Annotated in this window: 14 protein-coding genes; 11 read left to right on the forward strand and 3 right to left on the reverse strand. The window is 73.7% G+C overall.

Translation table 11 applies throughout. The annotated features are described in order from the left end of the window. Nucleotides 1-132: 132 nt before the first annotated feature. The 8 genes from DMH08_RS32990 (at nt 133) to DMH08_RS33025 (ending at nt 8,874) form a co-directional block, all read left to right on the forward strand. Complete coding sequence (locus tag DMH08_RS32990) at nt 133-1,491, forward strand: putative quinol monooxygenase (RefSeq protein ID WP_026403286.1); 1,359 nt, start codon at nt 133-135, stop codon at nt 1,489-1,491. A 2-nt stretch (nt 1,492-1,493) separates the two neighbouring features. After that, nucleotides 1,494-1,775 carry a glutaredoxin family protein gene (locus DMH08_RS32995; protein ID WP_026403287.1) on the forward strand — a complete coding sequence of 94 codons (282 nt, stop codon included), beginning with the start codon at nt 1,494-1,496 and terminating at the stop codon, nt 1,773-1,775. Between the two features lie 341 nt (nt 1,776-2,116). After that, nucleotides 2,117-2,851, forward strand: a complete 735-nt coding sequence (locus DMH08_RS33000) for a redox-sensing transcriptional repressor Rex (RefSeq protein ID WP_034518656.1) — start codon at nt 2,117-2,119, stop codon at nt 2,849-2,851. Between the two features lie 142 nt (nt 2,852-2,993). Continuing rightward, nucleotides 2,994-4,556 (forward strand): glutamyl-tRNA reductase, encoded by a 1,563-nt coding sequence (locus tag DMH08_RS33005; RefSeq protein ID WP_125619946.1) that lies wholly within the window; start codon nt 2,994-2,996, stop codon nt 4,554-4,556. 85 nt (nt 4,557-4,641) lie between these two features. Next, nucleotides 4,642-5,511 carry a hydroxymethylbilane synthase gene (gene hemC, locus DMH08_RS33010; RefSeq protein WP_125619950.1) on the forward strand — a complete coding sequence of 290 codons (870 nt, stop codon included), beginning with the start codon at nt 4,642-4,644 and terminating at the stop codon, nt 5,509-5,511. Between the two features lie 95 nt (nt 5,512-5,606). Next, entirely contained in the window at nt 5,607-7,136 is a 1,530-nt protein-coding gene (locus DMH08_RS33015) for a uroporphyrinogen-III synthase (RefSeq protein ID WP_267898590.1), read from the forward strand. A 27-nt stretch (nt 7,137-7,163) separates the two neighbouring features. Next, on the forward strand, nt 7,164-8,150 hold the full coding sequence (gene hemB / locus DMH08_RS33020; RefSeq protein WP_026403290.1) for a porphobilinogen synthase: 987 nt from the start codon (nt 7,164-7,166) through the stop codon (nt 8,148-8,150). A 136-nt stretch (nt 8,151-8,286) separates the two neighbouring features. Then, nucleotides 8,287-8,874, forward strand: coding sequence for a bifunctional DNA primase/polymerase (locus tag DMH08_RS33025; RefSeq protein ID WP_169528847.1), 588 nt, complete (start codon nt 8,287-8,289; stop codon nt 8,872-8,874). Nucleotides 8,875-8,907: 33 nt separating this feature from the next. Here DMH08_RS33025 and DMH08_RS33030 read toward each other — a convergent pair whose 3' ends face one another. Continuing rightward, a complete protein-coding gene (locus DMH08_RS33030; RefSeq protein ID WP_051300889.1) occupies nt 8,908-9,576 on the reverse strand; it encodes a TetR/AcrR family transcriptional regulator in 669 nt (222 codons plus the stop codon). A 167-nt stretch (nt 9,577-9,743) separates the two neighbouring features. Between DMH08_RS33030 and DMH08_RS33035 the strand changes: the two genes are divergently transcribed. Next, nucleotides 9,744-11,006, forward strand: coding sequence for an oxygenase MpaB family protein (locus tag DMH08_RS33035; protein WP_026403293.1), 1,263 nt, complete (start codon nt 9,744-9,746; stop codon nt 11,004-11,006). A 67-nt stretch (nt 11,007-11,073) separates the two neighbouring features. Here the strand turns inward: DMH08_RS33035 and DMH08_RS33040 are convergent, their stop codons facing one another. After that, entirely contained in the window at nt 11,074-12,765 is a 1,692-nt protein-coding gene (locus tag DMH08_RS33040; protein WP_125619948.1) for a serine/threonine-protein kinase, read from the reverse strand. 135 nt (nt 12,766-12,900) lie between these two features. Between DMH08_RS33040 and hemL the strand changes: the two genes are divergently transcribed. Beyond that, nucleotides 12,901-14,199, forward strand: coding sequence for a glutamate-1-semialdehyde 2,1-aminomutase (gene hemL / locus DMH08_RS33045; RefSeq protein ID WP_026403294.1), 1,299 nt, complete (start codon nt 12,901-12,903; stop codon nt 14,197-14,199). On the opposite strand, the gene DMH08_RS33050 is transcribed toward hemL, so the two are convergent. Next, entirely contained in the window at nt 14,196-15,038 is an 843-nt protein-coding gene (locus DMH08_RS33050; protein WP_034518769.1) for a dihydrodipicolinate synthase family protein, read from the reverse strand. The two genes, hemL and DMH08_RS33050, sit on opposite strands and share 4 nt — an antisense overlap. A gap of 153 nt (nt 15,039-15,191) precedes the next feature. On the opposite strand from DMH08_RS33050, the gene DMH08_RS33055 reads away from it, so the two are divergent. Next, a partial coding sequence (locus DMH08_RS33055; RefSeq protein WP_148108621.1) for a LysR family transcriptional regulator occupies nt 15,192-15,517 on the forward strand: 326 nt, incomplete at its 3' end.

Genomic DNA, 15,517 nt, shown 5'->3' on the forward strand with positions numbered 1-15,517 from the left:
GTCGGTCGGTCGTTCGTCCGCCACGCGGACGGCGGGCGTCCGCCGGTTCGCGTGGTTTCTGGTGGCGCGGGTGGGGGTCGGGGTGTGGTGGGTTACCTGTCTGGGGCCGGCATCGGGCACCATAAGGCCACGATGGTCAGTGCTCTTCTCGCGCTTCTCGCGGCCTGCGGCGCCTTAGTCGCCACGTGGCTGCTGGTCTCGCGCGCATACAAGGACCGGCTGCTCTACCTGATCGCCTGGTCGTTCACCCAGGTCGGGCTGTCGCTCGCCCTGCTGTCGATGGCCGTGGGCTTCCTGGCGGGGTTCAACGGCCTGTTCTTCCGCGTCGTGGAGATCGGTGCGGCGCTGCTCGCCCCGCTGTGGCTGATGCTCGGGATGATCGAGCTGATCGCCCGGTTCGTCCAGGTGCGGTTCGGGGCCTGGCTGTTCACCATCTCGTACACGGTCGTCGCCCTCGTCATCCTGCTGCTCGACCCGCTCAAGGGCGACCTCGGGAAGTCGCTGCCGAAGCCCGGCGACACCTACGACGCGCTGCCGCTGCTGCTGGTCGACGGGGCGCACGTCGTGTCGACGTTGGGGCTGGTGGCGTGCACCGCGTTCACCGCGTGGATGGCGAGCAAGCGCGACCGGGAGGCGGGCGAGCTGCTGATCCCGGTGGCGCTGGTGGCGCTCGCCGGGGTGCTGGCGCTCTTCGGCAGCCGCGGGTTCCTGCCCGGGCCGCTGGCGGCGATCGCGCTCGGCGGCGCGGCCGGGCTGGTCTGGTACGGCTCGATGCGCACGATCCCCGTCTACGACGACGAGGACGACTTCTACGACGACGACTTCGACGGGGAGTACGTGGACGAGCCCGCGACCGGCTACGAGGAGCCCGCGTACGAGGGTCGGCGGCGGGCCGCCGCCGAGCCCGTTCCGGCGCCGACGCCGCCCGCCGACAACCGCCCGGGCGGCCGCCGCGGCGAGCTGCGGTTCCCCGAGCAGCCGTCGGAGGAGCTGCGGTTCCCGGAGCCGTCCGGGGCGCAGCCGCTTCCGGAGGGCCCGGCGGGGGCGACCGCCGTCGACGGGCTGGACGACTCGACGCTGGCCGCCGCCGCGGCGCTCGCCGCGAACCCGGGCGCGCCCGCGCCGGCCGTCGCGGGCCGTCCCGCCGGCGACCTGTCGGCCGCATGCGGCCAGATCACCGTCTACACGCTGCTGGACGGGCGCGAGAGCGCGTTCGACCGGCTCGCCGCGGAGCTGGTGAAGGCGGCGCGCGCCGCCGAGCCCGACACCGTGGTGTGCGCCGTGCACGAGGTGGTCGGCAGTTCCACGCAGCGGATCCTGTACCAGCTGTTCCGCGACGAGGCCGCGTTCGACGCGCACCGGCGCCAGCCGCACCTGAAGCGGTTCCTGGCGGAGTCGCGGACGCACGTGCTGGCGACGAACGTGATCGAGTTGAAGCTCGGCGCGCACAAGGTGCCGCCGCTGCCCGCGCCCGAACGGCCCCGGAGGTGACGATGGACGGTGCGTCCGGCCGTCCGGGCGGCGACGTCGTCGTGACGCTGCTCGGCAAGCCCGGCTGCCACCTCTGCGACGACGCCCGCGCGGTCATCGAGCGGGTCGCGGCCGACATGGGGGTGCGGGTGGAGGAACGCGACATCACCGCGTCGGAAGAGGACACGCGGCAGTACTGGGAGCAGATTCCGGTCACGCTGATCAACGGCGTTCAGCACGACTTCTGGCGCGTCGACGAGAACCGCCTGCGCACCGCGATCACGGAAGTTCGCGAACGGGGCTGATCCCGTTCGCCCGCGCGGCCCTTCCGGGGCCGCCGATCGCCCTGTGCGGCGGGGCGTCCGGGAATGTCGTCGGTCACACCCTCTCGCCATGTAAGTGATTACTGACGTACCCTGAAAGCTCGGAAATGCCGCAGATAGCAGGCTTTTGGAGCGAGTGCCGGTAAAACGGTCACGGCCGTGAACCGGGGGGTGACTTTGTGCGCGTATTCACAAAGGCTTAACCTGGTTGACAGCCCTGGGGCGGCCGGTCCCGATGCGCGCATCGGGCCGGGAGGCCCGGCCGCGAGCCGGGGTCAGGGGGTCCCGCCCCGTCCCCAGCGTCGAGCCCCGAAGAGCAGGCCGTGACATCTCGACAGAACCGCGACCGCGCCGAGCGCGGCATCCCCGAAGCGACCGTGGCGCGCCTGCCCGTCTACCTGCGCGCGCTCACCGGACTGCAGGAGCGCGGCGTGGCGACCGTGTCGTCCGAGGAACTCGCCGCCGCCGCCGGGGTGAACTCGGCGAAACTGCGCAAGGACCTGTCGCACCTCGGCTCCTACGGGACGCGCGGCGTCGGGTACGAGGTCGAGTACCTGGTCTACCAGATCTCCCGTGAGCTAGGACTCACCCAGGACTGGGTGGTCGCCATCATCGGTGTCGGTAACCTGGGCCGGGCACTGGCCGGCTACGGCGGATTCGCGTCCCGCGGCTTCCGGGTGGCGGGCCTGCTCGACGCGGACGAGTCCATCGTCGGCCAGGAGATCTACGGCAAGACCGTGGAGCACATCGACCGGCTGGAGGACGTCATCGCGGACCACGGCGTCTCCATCGCCGTGATCGCGACCCCCGCGGCCGCCGCCCAGGGCGTGTGCGACCGCGTCGTGGCCGCGGGCGTGACGAGCGTCCTGAATTTCGCGCCGGTCGTGCTGACCGTCCCCGACGAGGTCGACGTGCGCAAGGTCGACCTGTCCATAGAACTGCAGATTCTCGCGTTCCACGAGCAGCGCAAGGCGGGCGGGCCGGACGGCCTCGGCCCGCTCGACGCCGACGAGACGCCCCCCGGCACGACGCAGTACGTCGAGGCGGTGGACGCTTGAACGGTGTGACCGAGGTAACAGGACGAGCAGACGGGCGCCGGTTGTTGAACGTTGCGCGGGACGTTCGGCGCGGCGGGCCGTCAGGGGGGCGCGGCTCCGTCGGGAGCGGTGCGGAGCGAGTAGGGCGAACAGCGGAGTTCACATGAGTGTGTTGGTGGTGGGGCTGAGTCACCGGAGCGCCCCCGTGGCGCTGCTCGAACGGGCGGCGGTGACCGGAGACGACCTGGCCAAGCTGCTGCACGCGGTGCACGAGTCCGCGAACGTCGCCGAGGCGGCGATCGTGTCGACCTGCAACCGGGTCGAGGTGTACGCGGTCGTGGACAAGTTCCACGGCGGCGTCTCCGCGATCTCCGAGCTGATGGCGCTGCACTCCGGCGTCCCCCTGGAGGACCTGTCCCGGCACCTGTACGTCCACTACGAGGAGCGGGCCGTCCAGCACGCGTTCGCGGTGGCGTGCGGGCTGGAGTCCATGGTCGTCGGCGAGGGGCAGATCCTCGGGCAGCTGCGGCAGGCGTTCCGGCTCGCGCAGGACGAGGGGACGCTCGGCCGCGACCTCCACGACGTCCTGCAGCAGGCGCTGCGCGTCGGCAAGCGCGCCCACCACGAGACCGGCATCGACCAGGCGGGCGCGTCGCTGGTCAGCGTCGGCCTCGACGTCGCCGTCCGGCACCTCGGCCCGCTGGACGGGGTCCGCGCGCTCGTCGTCGGCGCCGGGTCGATGAGCTCGCTGGCCGCCGCGACGCTGAGCCGCGCCGGGGCCCGCGAGGTCGTGATCGCCAACCGGACGCGCGCGAACGCCGTCCGGCTCGCCGCGTCGCTCGACGTGCCCGCCCGCGCCGTCGACCTCACCGACCTCGACGCCGCGCTCGCGGACGCCGACCTGATCGTGTCCTGCACCGGCGCGACCGGCCTGGTCCTGACCGCCGGGCGGCTCGCCGCGGCCGGCGCGGGCGCCGACGGCCGCGCCCGCTTCCTGCTCGACCTCGCCCTCCCGCACGACATCGACCGGGCCGTCCGCGACCTGCCGGGCGTCGCGCTCGCCGGGCTGGACGACCTGAGCACCGCCGAGGAGGCCGCGCACGCCGTCGGGCCCCGCGCCGTCGAGGCCGTCCGCCGGATCGTGCACGACGAGGTCGCCGCGTACCTGTCGGCCGCCCGCGCCGCCGCCGTCGCGCCGACCGTCGTCGCGCTGCGCGCCAAGGCCGCGGGCGTCGTCGACGCCGAGCTGGCCCGGCTCACCGGACGCCTCCCCGACCTGGACGACCGCGACCGCAAGGAGATCGCGCAGACCGTGCGGCGCGTCGTCGACAAGCTGCTGCACGCGCCGACCGTCCGGGTCAAGGAGCTCGCGGCCGCCCCCGGCGGCGACTCCTACGCCGACGCGCTCCGCGAGCTGTTCGACCTGGACCCGAAGGCGCCCGAGGCCGTCGCCCGCGCCGACATCGGGGAGGGCGGCGCCGGGGACGGCGAAGCGCGCCCCGGTCCGGCCGCGGGGAGCGGCGCTCCCCCCTGGAGCGGGTCCGCGCGTACGGTGGAGGAGACGGGGGCCGCGGCGGCGGCGCCCGCACCGGCGGCGACGGCGGCGGACTGCGCCGAGGCCGACTGCGTCAGCACCACCACCGTGGAGGACGTCGCCGCGCGTGCGGCGAGCGTCCGCGCGGTGAGCGCGCGCGACGCGGCGCCCCGGAACGGAGACGAATCGTGAGCGGAGTGAGGCATTGACTACGGCAGGCACCGGGACGGAATCGGGCGCGGGGCGCCCGCTGCGGCTCGGCACCCGCAAGAGCTTGATGGCCATGACGCAGTCCCAGGGCGTCGCCGACGCATTGACGCAGCGTACGGGGCATGCCGTGGAGCTCGTCGGGGTAACCACGCATGGTGATGTCTCCAAGGCGCTGCTCGCCCAGATCGGGGGCACGGGGGTCTTCGTCAACGAACTGCGCGACAATCTGCTGTCCGGCGAGGTGGACTTCGCGGTGCACTCGCTGAAGGACCTGCCGACGACCGCGACGCCCGGGATCGCGCTGGCCGCGACGCCCGCCCGCGACGACGCCCGCGACGCGCTGTGCGGCCCCGCGAAGCTCGCCGACCTGCCGCACGGCGCCCGCGTCGGCACCGGCTCGCCGCGCCGCGTCGCGCAGCTGCGCGCGCTGCGCCCCGACCTCGAGGTCGTCCCGATCCGCGGCAACGCGCCCACCCGGCTCGGCAAGGTGACCGACGGCGAGCTGGACGCGGTCGTCCTCGCGCACGCCGGGCTGCGCCGCATCGGGCGGCTCGACGCGGTCGCCGAGGTGTTCGACCCGGACCAGATGCTGCCCGCCCCCGGGCAGGGGTCGCTGGCGCTGGAGTGCCGCGCCGACCGGACCGACCTCATCGAGCTGCTCGGCGCGCTCGACGACCGGGCGACCCGGGCGGCCGTCACCGCCGAGCGGACGGTGCTGGCCGTCCTGGAGGGCGGGTGCTCGGCGCCCGTGGGAACATACGCTGCCGAAGTTGATGAATCGCTGCATCTGACCGCGACCGTCGCCGCCTACGACGGGAGCCGCCAGATTCGGATGTCCGCAAGCGGCCACCCGGATGCGGCCGAGCAGATCGGACGCGACCTCGCGGACCGGCTGCTCGCCCAGGGGGCCGACCAGTTGATGGGGGAGCGAGATTGAGCCCCGCTAGCCAGATCCCCGCCCGCACGGGCCCCGCGCGGACGGGCGCCGGCGTCCCGCCCTCCCGCCGGACCGCCGACCCGGGCACCGTCGCGATCGTCGGCATGGGCCCGGGCGACCCCGGGCTGCTGACCCTGCGCGCCGCGGCGGAGCTGGAGAACGCCGAGACCGTCATCGTCAGCCGGGAGCACTGCCCCGCCGACGTGCTCGCGCACTGCCGTCCCGACGCCGAGATCGTCGACACCGCCGAGGGCGACCCGGTGAAGCTCGCGTCCCGCGCCGCGAAGGCCGGGCGCCGCGTCGTCCGGCTGTTCCAGGGCGACCCGGGGCTCGGCTGCGGGCTCGCCGCCGAGGGCGCCGCGCTCGCGAAGGCCGGGGTGCCGTTCGAGGTCGTCCCGGGGGTGTCCGCGGTGACGGGCGTCCCGGGCTACGCCGGGATCCCGCTGACCGACCCCGACCACCGCGAGGTCCGCGTCGTCGACGCGTCCCGCGGCGGCGTCGACTGGACGGCCTACGCCGACCCGTCGGCGACGCTGGTGATCCTCGGCGCCGAGGGCGCGGTCGCCGACACCTGCAAGGGCCTGGTCGCCGCCGGCCGCTCCGACCGCACCCCCGCGGCGATGACGAGCCTCGGCACCACCACCGAGCAGGAGACCGTCGTGTCGACCCTGCACAAGCTGGCGTCCGACACCAAGGGCATGGAGCACCCCGCGATGATCATCGTGGGGGACGTGGTGAAGTACCGCGACCGGCTGTCCTGGTTCGAGACGAAGCCGCTGTTCGGCTGGCGGGTCCTGGTGCCGCGCACCAAGGAGCAGGCGGCGTCCCTGTCGGACCAGCTCCGCGGGTACGGGGCCGTCCCCGACGAGGTCCCGACGATCTCCGTCGAGCCGCCCCGCACCCCCCAGCAGATGGACCGCGCCGTCAAGGGCCTCGTCACCGGACGGTACGAGTGGGTCGTGTTCACCTCGACCAACGCGGTCAAGGCGATCCGGGAGAAGTTCACCGACTACGGGCTGGACGCCCGCGCGTTCGCCGGCCTGAAGGTCGCGGCCGTCGGCGAGCAGACCGCCGCCGCGCTCGTCGAGTTCGGCGTCGTGCCGGACCTGACGCCCGAGGGGCAGCAGTCCGGGGAGGGCCTGGCCGAGGTGTGGCCGCCCTACGACGAGGACCTCGACCCCATCAACCGGGTGCTGCTGCCGCGCGCCGACATCGCCACCGACACCCTCATCGCCCGGCTCACCGACCTCGGCTGGGAGTGCGAGGACGTCACCGCCTACCGGACGGTCCGGGCCGCGCCGCCGCCCGCGCCGATCCGCGAGGCGATCAAGGGCGGCGGGTTCGACGCCGTGCTGTTCACGTCGTCGTCCACGGTGAAGAACCTCATCGGGATCGCCGGGAAGCCGCACAACGTGACCGTCATCGCGGTGATCGGCCCGCAGACCGCGAAGACCGCCGAGGAGTACGGGCTGCGCGTCGACGTCATGGCGCCCAAGCCGTCCGTTTCCGCCCTCGCGGAGGCGCTCGCCGAGTACGGTGCGAAGCGCCGGGCGACGCAGATCGAGAACGGCGACCCGCTGCGCAAGCCGTCCCAGATGCGCCGGGGCGCCCGCCGCCGCAAGTAGCCTCCACGCGCCCAGGAGAGAAGAGCGATGACCGCACAGTTCCCCGCCGCGCGGCCCCGCCGGCTGCGCCGCACCCCGGCGCTGCGCCGGATGGTGGCCGAGACGCGGCTGAGCCCCGCCGAGCTCGTCCTGCCGATGTTCGTCAAGGAGGGCATCGACGCGCCGCAGCCCGTCGCGTCCATGCCGGGCGTGTACCAGCACACCCGCGACAGCCTGCGCAAGGCGGCGCACGACGCGGTCGAGGCGGGCGTCGGCGGGATCATCCTGTTCGGGATCCCCGCGGTGAAGGACGGCGAGGGCTCGGCCGCCGACGACCCGGCGGGCATCGTGCAGCTCGCGCTGCGCGACCTGGTGTCGGACGTCGGCGACTCGACCGTCGTGATGACGGACCTGTGCCTCGACGAGTACACCGACCACGGGCACTGCGGCGTCCTCACCCAGAGCGGCGAGATCGACAACGACGCGACGCTGCGGCGCTACGCGTCCATCGCGGTGGCGCAGGCGGCGGCCGGGGCGGCCGTCCTCGGCCCGAGCGGCATGATGGACGGCCAGGTCGGCGCGATCCGGGAGGCGCTCGACGGCGCCGGGTACCCGGAGGTCTCGATCATGGGGTACTCGGCGAAGTACTCGTCCGCCTTCTACGGCCCGTTCCGGGACGCGGCCGAGTGCGCGCCGCGGTTCGGCGACCGGTCCACCCACCAGCAGGACCCGGCGAACGCCGACGAGGCCCTCCGCGAGGTGTTCCTCGACCTCGACGAGGGCGCCGACATGGTCATGGTGAAGCCCGCGGGCGCCTACCTGGACGTCATCCGCCGCGTCCGCGACGCCGTCGACGTGCCCGTCGTGGCGTACCAGGTCAGCGGCGAGTACGCGATGATCGAGGCCGCCGCCGAGAAGGGCTGGCTGGACCGGGAGCGGACGATCATGGAGTCGCTGCTGTCGATCCGCCGTGCGGGCGCCGACATCGTGCTCACCTACTGGGCGACCGAGGTGGCGCGCGGCCTCACCGCGTAACGCGTTCGGGCCGATTCCGGGGGTTGGCGTGCCTGGCCCGTGCTCCCCGAGGCATCATCGATACAGGAACTCGCATTGGGGGGCGCTCATGCTGGCGGTGTCGGGGTACAGGCGGAACAGGGCGGCGCGCGAACGGATGCTCACGGCGGCCCTCGGCTACGCCGGCCTCGGCTGGCCCTGCGTACCCGGGGCGCACGCCCCCGTCGGGGGCGACCGCGCCTGCTCCTGCGACCGCGTCGGCTGCCCCGACCCCGCCGCGCATCCCGTGTCCGCCACCTGGGGCCTTCAGGCCAGCGTGGACGCCGAGGTGCTGAAACGCTGGTGGGCCGACCGCCCCCAGGCGGGGATCATCCTGCCGACCGGGCGCGTGTTCGACGTCCTCGACATCCCCGCCGCCGCCGGGCACCGCGCGCTCGCCCGCATCGAGCGCGACGACCTGCCCGTCGGGCCCGTCGCGGCGGTCGGCGCCGAGCGCATGCTGTTCTTCGTCAGCACCCGCGGCGCCCCCGTCGACGAGGACGAATGGTGGTCGTGCCATCTCGACTGCTCCCCGGAGGACGTCGCCGAGACCCCGGGGATGCGCTGGCACTGCCGCGACAGCTACGTCGTCGCGCCGCCGACCGTCCTGCCCTACGGGCGCGAGACCGCGTGGGTCCGGCCGCCCCAGACCTCCCTTCCCGACCCCCTGCGGCTCCTGGAGGTGCTCTCGGACGCCGTGGGCTGAGCCCCCCCGGGGCCCCGACCCGGCCCCCGGCGGTCAGCCCTGGAGCATCGGCACCAGGAAGCGGCGGGCCACCATGGCGAGCTGCTCGTCGTCGTCGAGGTCGATGACCAGGCTCGGGATCGCCAGGAACGACGCGGAGACGCGGACCATCATCTCGGCCACGAGGTCGGTGTCGAGGCCGTCCGGGACGTTGCCGGCGCGCTGCTCGCGGCGGAGCTGCCCGGCGACGAACTGCCGGACGACCGCGAGCGTCTGCCCGCCGTCGCTGACCATGGACGGGACGAGCCAGTCCGGCTCGGCGGTGATCAGCCCGCCGATCAGCGGGTTCCGCTGGATGGCGCGCAGCGAGCTGACGAAGCCCAGCACCACCCGGTCGGCGGCGGTCTCGGCGCGCTGTATGTCGACGAGGAACCGGTCGAAGTAGCGGCGCAGCTCGCGCCGCACCACCTGTTCGACCAGTGCGTCCTTCGTGGCGAACCGCCGGTATACCGTGATCCGCGAGACCCCGGCGCGTTTCGCGACGTCCTCCATGGTGGAGCGCTGGACGCCCATCCGGGAGAACTGCTCGGACGCGGCGTCGAGGACGCGCGCACGGGTCTCGTCGGGATCGTCGACCCGTTCGACGGCGTCGGTGTAGGCGCGTTCGAGCAACGACTCGGGACCTGAGGCCGCCACGACGGCGGAGACCTGCTCAGAGTCCACGTTTCCTCCCAAGAGGGCTGATAGTTCTCTTCTCGCCAGTAATTACACCAAATCGGGTCTTGTTTCGGCTGAAACCGTGTGCTGTTATGGGTCTGCCACCGATGATACACGGATGCAAACCATGTATCAGCGTATCAACGGATGCTCACCCCGAGGAGGACGATGGCATGGACGAACTCAGCAGGCGGAAGATGCTGGCGGCGGGCGGGACGCTGGGCGCGCTGGGCGCGCTGAGCGTCGCCACGCCCGCGCACGCGAGCACACTGTGGACCTGGTCCCCCAAGGGGTCGGTGGCAGGCGCGGGGGCGGGCGCCGACCCCCGGGGCGTGTGGGACGACGTGGTCGACCCGATCGTCGCCGACATCATCGAGAGCGGCCACACGTCGGCCGTCAACCGCGAACTGCGCAAGTGGACCAAGAACGGCCAGACGCTCTCCAGGTCGCTGCCGTCGGAACTGCGCGGCTTCATGGAGCAGGCCAGGCAGCTGCCGTCCTGGGCCGACGAGGGCAAGCTCGACGTCGCGACGAACTTCAACGAGAAGCGCGGGCTCTACCTCGGCGTCACCTACGGCTTCGCCAGCGGGATGATGAGCACGGTCATCCCCCGCGAGGCGCGCGCCGTGTACTACTCCAAGGGCGGTGCGGACATGCGGGACCGCATCACCAAGACCGCCAAGCTCGGCTACGACATCGGCACGTCGAACGCCTACCGGGCCGACGGCGAGATGATCGTCACCTGCGTCAAGACGCGGCTGGCGCACGCGGGCGTCCGCCACCTGCTGCCGCAGTCCCCCCACTGGTCGAAGGTCGCCGACGAGGAGATCCCGATCAGCCAGGCCGACATGATGGTCACCTGGCACAGCCTGCCGACGACCGTCATGCAGAACCTGAAGAAGTGGAAGGTGCCGATCCCGGCGAACGAGTCCGAGGCGTTCCTGCACTCGTGGCAGCTCTGCGCCTACATGCTCGGGATCAAGGAAGAGTACATCCCGAACTCGTGGGCGGAGGCGGACTCGCAGGCCGCGCAGGTCCTGACGCCGATCCTCGCGCCGACGCCCGAGGGCATCAAGCTCGCCGACATGCTCCTCAACCTCGGCACGATCGTCCCGGGCGGCCCCCTCAAGTACATCACCAAGCCCATCCTGGGAGCGCTCACCCGCTACGTGCTCGGCGACGAGATCGCCGGCTGGCTGAAGATCCCGCGGGAGCCGTTCTGGGACGCGGTCTTCGAGACGGCCTGGGAGCCGTTCATCGCCGTCCGCGAGGGCCTGCTGGAGCTCGAGGACGCCCCCGGCGTCCTGCAGCGGGTCTACTGGGCCTTCGACGAGATCCTCCGCCTCGGCGCCCTGCTCGTCCTGTCGGGCGCCGACTTCCCGATCAGCATCCAGATCCCCGACGCCAACAACCCGAACTACCCGGGCGGCTCCTGACCAGGTAGCCGCCCCCCGAACGGCGGGCCCCCGGAATCGCGCCGGATTCCGGGGGCCCGCGGCATGCCTAGCGGGGCGCCTTCACGTCCTTGCCGCCCCAGTCGGCGTACGTCGTCTGCAGCACGGCGTGCTTCGCCTTCGCCTGCCCGGCGCGCAGCCACAGCGCCGCGGGCCGGTTCAGCCGGTCGAGCCGGATCGCGAAGTCGACCGTCGCGGCACCGGTCGTCCGGGTGAGGGACGCGTACAGCGGGCCCACGTTCGGGACCTGCGCGAGCGCCGCCGCGGGCGCCGCGCCCTTGTAGACGTCCCCGTCCTTGCGCAGCTCGGTCGCGGTGCGCAGCAGCGACGTCACGGTCGCGACCGAGCTGCCCCGGCGGACCTGCTCGGTCAGCGCGGCGTACGGGTGGTTCCCCGGCAGCGGCCGCCACTTGCGCGACACCTCGCCGTGGAACCGGTCGCCGACCACGATGGTCTTGCCCGCGCTCTTCGTCTCGCCCGTCCCCCGGACCGTCATCGCGTACGACGGCAGGGCGCCCGGCACCACCGCGAACGTCCCCTTGGCCCGGACGGCGCCCTCGCCGTCCCGCGCGAAGTCGAACTTCGCGCCCGGCGCCTGCGCGGTCGCCTGCTCGATCCGCGCGACGAGCGGCGCCGGGTCCACGCCGCCCTCCGGCAGGACCGGCTGCGGGCTCGTGCTCTGCTGCGCCGGGGTGGGCGGCGCGGCGACCGGCGCGGGGTCCTCGCCGCCGGTCAGCATCGGCACCGCCACCGCCGCCCCCGCGATCACCGCGAGGGTCGCGGCGCCCGCCGCGATCCAGCGCGTCCGCGACCCGCGGCCCGGCCGGTCCGCCCCCGCCGCCACGATCGCGTTGCGGCCCGTCCCGCGGGACGACTTCTTCGGCTCGGGGCGCCGCGCCGCCTCCGCCGCCAGCTCGGTGAGCCGGCCGCGGCCCTGCGCCTCCCAGGACGGCCCGTACGCGGAGATCGCCGCCTCTTCGAGGGCGGTGATGAAGTCCGCGACGGACGCCGGCCGCTCCGCCGCGTCCTTCGCGAGCCCCTTCCGCAGCAGGTCGCGGAGCGGCCCCGGGACCTCCTCCACCGGGATCGGCCCCTCCCGGTGCAGCCGCGCCATGTTGCGCCCGGCGAACGGCGGCCGCCCCGTGAGGCACTCGAAGAACACGGCGGTCGCGGCGTATACGTCGGTCGCGACGGTCGCGGGCGCGCCCTCCCACAGCTCGGGCGCCGCGTACGGCGGCGCCGTCTGCGCCTCCGCGCCCGGCGGCGCGAGCGCGAAGTCGCCCACCACCGCGTTGCCCTGCCCGTCCACGAGCACGTCGGACGGACGCACGGCGCCGTGCACGATCTCGCGGTCGTGCGCCGCCGCCAGCCCCAGCAGCATCCCGCCGAGCGTGGACAGCGCCGCGAGCGGCCCCACGGGACCCTGCACCGCCAGGACGCGGCGCAGGCTCACGCCCTCGACGTGCTGCATGACGAGCGCCGCGCCCTCGGCGGCGGTCACGAAGTCATAGACGTCGACGACGTTGGGGTCCTCGACCTGCGTGAGCGTGCGCGCCCGCTCGCCGAACCGCGCCATGAACGACGGGTCGTCGATGAGCCGCCGGTCCAGGTACCTGATCGCGACCCGGGTGCCGGTGGTGTCGTCGACCGCCAGTGCCACCCTGCCGAATGCGCCGCCGCCCAGTTCCCGTTCGTGCGTGAAGCCCGGGACCGTCCAGCCGTCGACCACGTTGAAAGCCACTCCTCGATACGGCTGATCGCCGGTGAAAGGGGAAAGGCGCCGGAACGGGCGCCGATGTCGTCACTTGGTGGAATATAGGCCCGTGCCCGGCGAGGTCAAGGCAAGTCGCCGAACTGCAACTGACAGGATGGAACCGTGACTGGAACCGATCGCTCCCAGCAGTTGTTCGAGCGTGCCGGCGGGGTCGTCCCCGGCGGCGTGAACTCGCCGGTCCGGGCCTTCGGGGCCGTCGGCGGCACGCCCCGCTTCATGGCGTCCGCGCGCGGCCCCTACCTGACCGACGCGGACGGCAACGAGTACGTCGACCTCGTCTGCTCGTGGGGCCCGATGATCCTCGGGCACGCCCACCCCGCGGTCGTCGACGCCGTCCGCGAGGCCGCCGCGCACGGGACGTCCTACGGCGCGCCCACACCCGGCGAGGTGGAGCTCGCCGAGGAGATCACCGCCCGCACCCCGGTGGAGAAGGTGCGGCTGGTGAACTCCGGCACCGAGGCGACCATGTCGGCGATCCGGCTGGCGCGCGGGTTCACGTCCCGCCCGAAGGTCGTGAAGTTCGCGGGCTGCTACCACGGGCACGTCGACTCCCTGCTCGCCGCCGCCGGCTCCGGCGTCGCCACGTTCGGCCTCCCCGACACCCCCGGCGTGACGGGCGCGACGACCGCGGACACGATCGTCCTGCCGTACAACGACGTCGCCGCCGTGGAACTCGCCTTCGACGAGCACGGCCACGACATCGCGTGCGTGATCACCGAGGCCGTGCCCTGCAACATGGGCGTCGTCCCGCCGCTGCCCGACTTCAACGCCCTCCTCAAGCGGCTCTGCGAGCGCCACGGCGCGCTGCTGGTCGTCGACGAGGTGCTCACCGGCTTCCGGGCGTCCCGGTCCGGCTGGTACGGGCTGGAGGGCGTCGCGGGCGACCTCGTGACGTACGGGAAGGTCATGGGCGGCGGGCTGCCCGCCGCCGCGTTCGGCGGCCGCGCCGACATCATGGACCGCCTCGCCCCGGCCGGCCCCGTCTACCAGGCCGGCACCCTCTCCGGGAACCCGCTCGCGACCGCCGCCGGGCTCGCCACCCTCCGCAACGCGACCGACGACGTCTACGCCGCGATCGACGCGAACGCCGCGACCGTCCTGAAGGCCGCGTCCGAGGCCCTCGCGAAGGAAGGCGTCCCGCACCGCCCGCAGAACGCCGGGAACCTCTTCTCGGTCTTCTTCACCGACGAGCCGGTCGGCGACTTCGCCGCCGCCCAGCGCCAGGACTCCGCGGCCTACGCGGCGTTCTTCCACGCGATGCTGGAGCACGGCGTGTACCTGCCGCCGTCCGCGTTCGAGGTCTGGTTCCTGTCCGCCGCGCACGACGACGCGGCGATCTCCCGCGTCCTGGACGCCCTCCCGCACGCCGCCCGCGCCGCCGCCGGCGCCGCCCGCGGCTAGGGGAGCGCCTCCAGGGCCCGTTCGACGTTCTCCGGCCGGGGCGCGCGCAGCGGCGCGCGCACCGCCGGGTCGTCGATGACGCCCAGCTCGGCCAGGCACGCCTTCAGCACGCTCGGCGACGGCTCCGCGAACAGCGCGTCCACCAGCGGCAGCAGCGCGCCGTGCAGCTCCCGCCCCCGCTCGCCGTCCGCCCGCGCCAGCTCCGCGAACGCGCCCGGCGCCAGGCACGCGGACGCCGTCACGCCCCCGGACGCGCCCAGCCGCATCATCGGGTACAGGTAGGCGTCGTCGCCCGCGAGGACGTCCCCGCCCGCGTCCGCCGCGAGCAGCGCGAGCGTGTCGCCGTCGATGCCGCCGGGGCAGTGCTTGACGGCCGCGACGGCGTCCAGCACCCGCAGGAGCGTCTCCGCCGAGAGCCGCTTCCCCGTCCGGTACGGCACGTTGTAGGCGATGACCGGGACGTCCGCGGCCGCCGCGACCGCCGCGAAATGCCCGACGACCCCCTCGTCCGACGGCCGCAGGTAGTACGGGACGACGACGAGCAGCGCGTCCGCGAACACTTCGAGGCTCCGGGCCTCCGCGATCGTCGCCTCGGTGCCCATCGACCCGGCGCCGGCGATGAGCGGCACCCCGTACTCGTCGCACACCGTCCGGCACACCGCCAGCACGGCCGTCCGCTCGTCCGGGGCCAGCAGCGCCGCCTCCCCCGTCGTGCCGAGCGCGACGAGCCCCGCGGCGCCGCCGTCCAGGCACCGCGCGGCGAGCCGCTCCAGCGACCCCTCGTCCACCGCGCCGCCCGCGAACGGCGTCACCAGCGACGGGTACACCCCGCGGAACACGGGGGTCACCCCGTCCCGGTCCGGCGGACGGCGGGGAAGGGCGGGACTATGCTGATCGGCGGGGCGTGGCGCGGACTCATGCGCCGATCATCGGCACCCGACGTGTTTAAGCACAAGCTAGAAGTTCTCGACCCTTCGCTTTAGGGTTGCTTCATGCTCGATCTGGAACGGCTGCGCGCCCTGCACTCCGTGGCGACCTACGGCTCGGTCAGCGCCGCCGCCGACGTCCTGCACGTCACCACCTCCGCCGTCTCCCAGCAGCTCGCCAAGCTCGAACGCGAGACCGGCCAGAAACTCCTCGAGCGCAACGGCCGCGGCGTCCGCCTCACCGACGCCGCCGAACTCCTCGTCGCGCACGCCGAACGCATCCTCTCCCTCGTCGAGCAGGCCCAGGCCGACCTCGAAGCCCACCGCGGCTCCGTCGTCGGCCAGCTCACCCTCGCCGCCTTCCCCACCGCCGCCCGCGGCCTCGTCCCCGA

This window comes from Actinomadura sp. WAC 06369, from assembly GCF_003947565.1.
Lineage (GTDB): Bacteria > Actinomycetota > Actinomycetes > Streptosporangiales > Streptosporangiaceae > Spirillospora > Spirillospora rifamycini.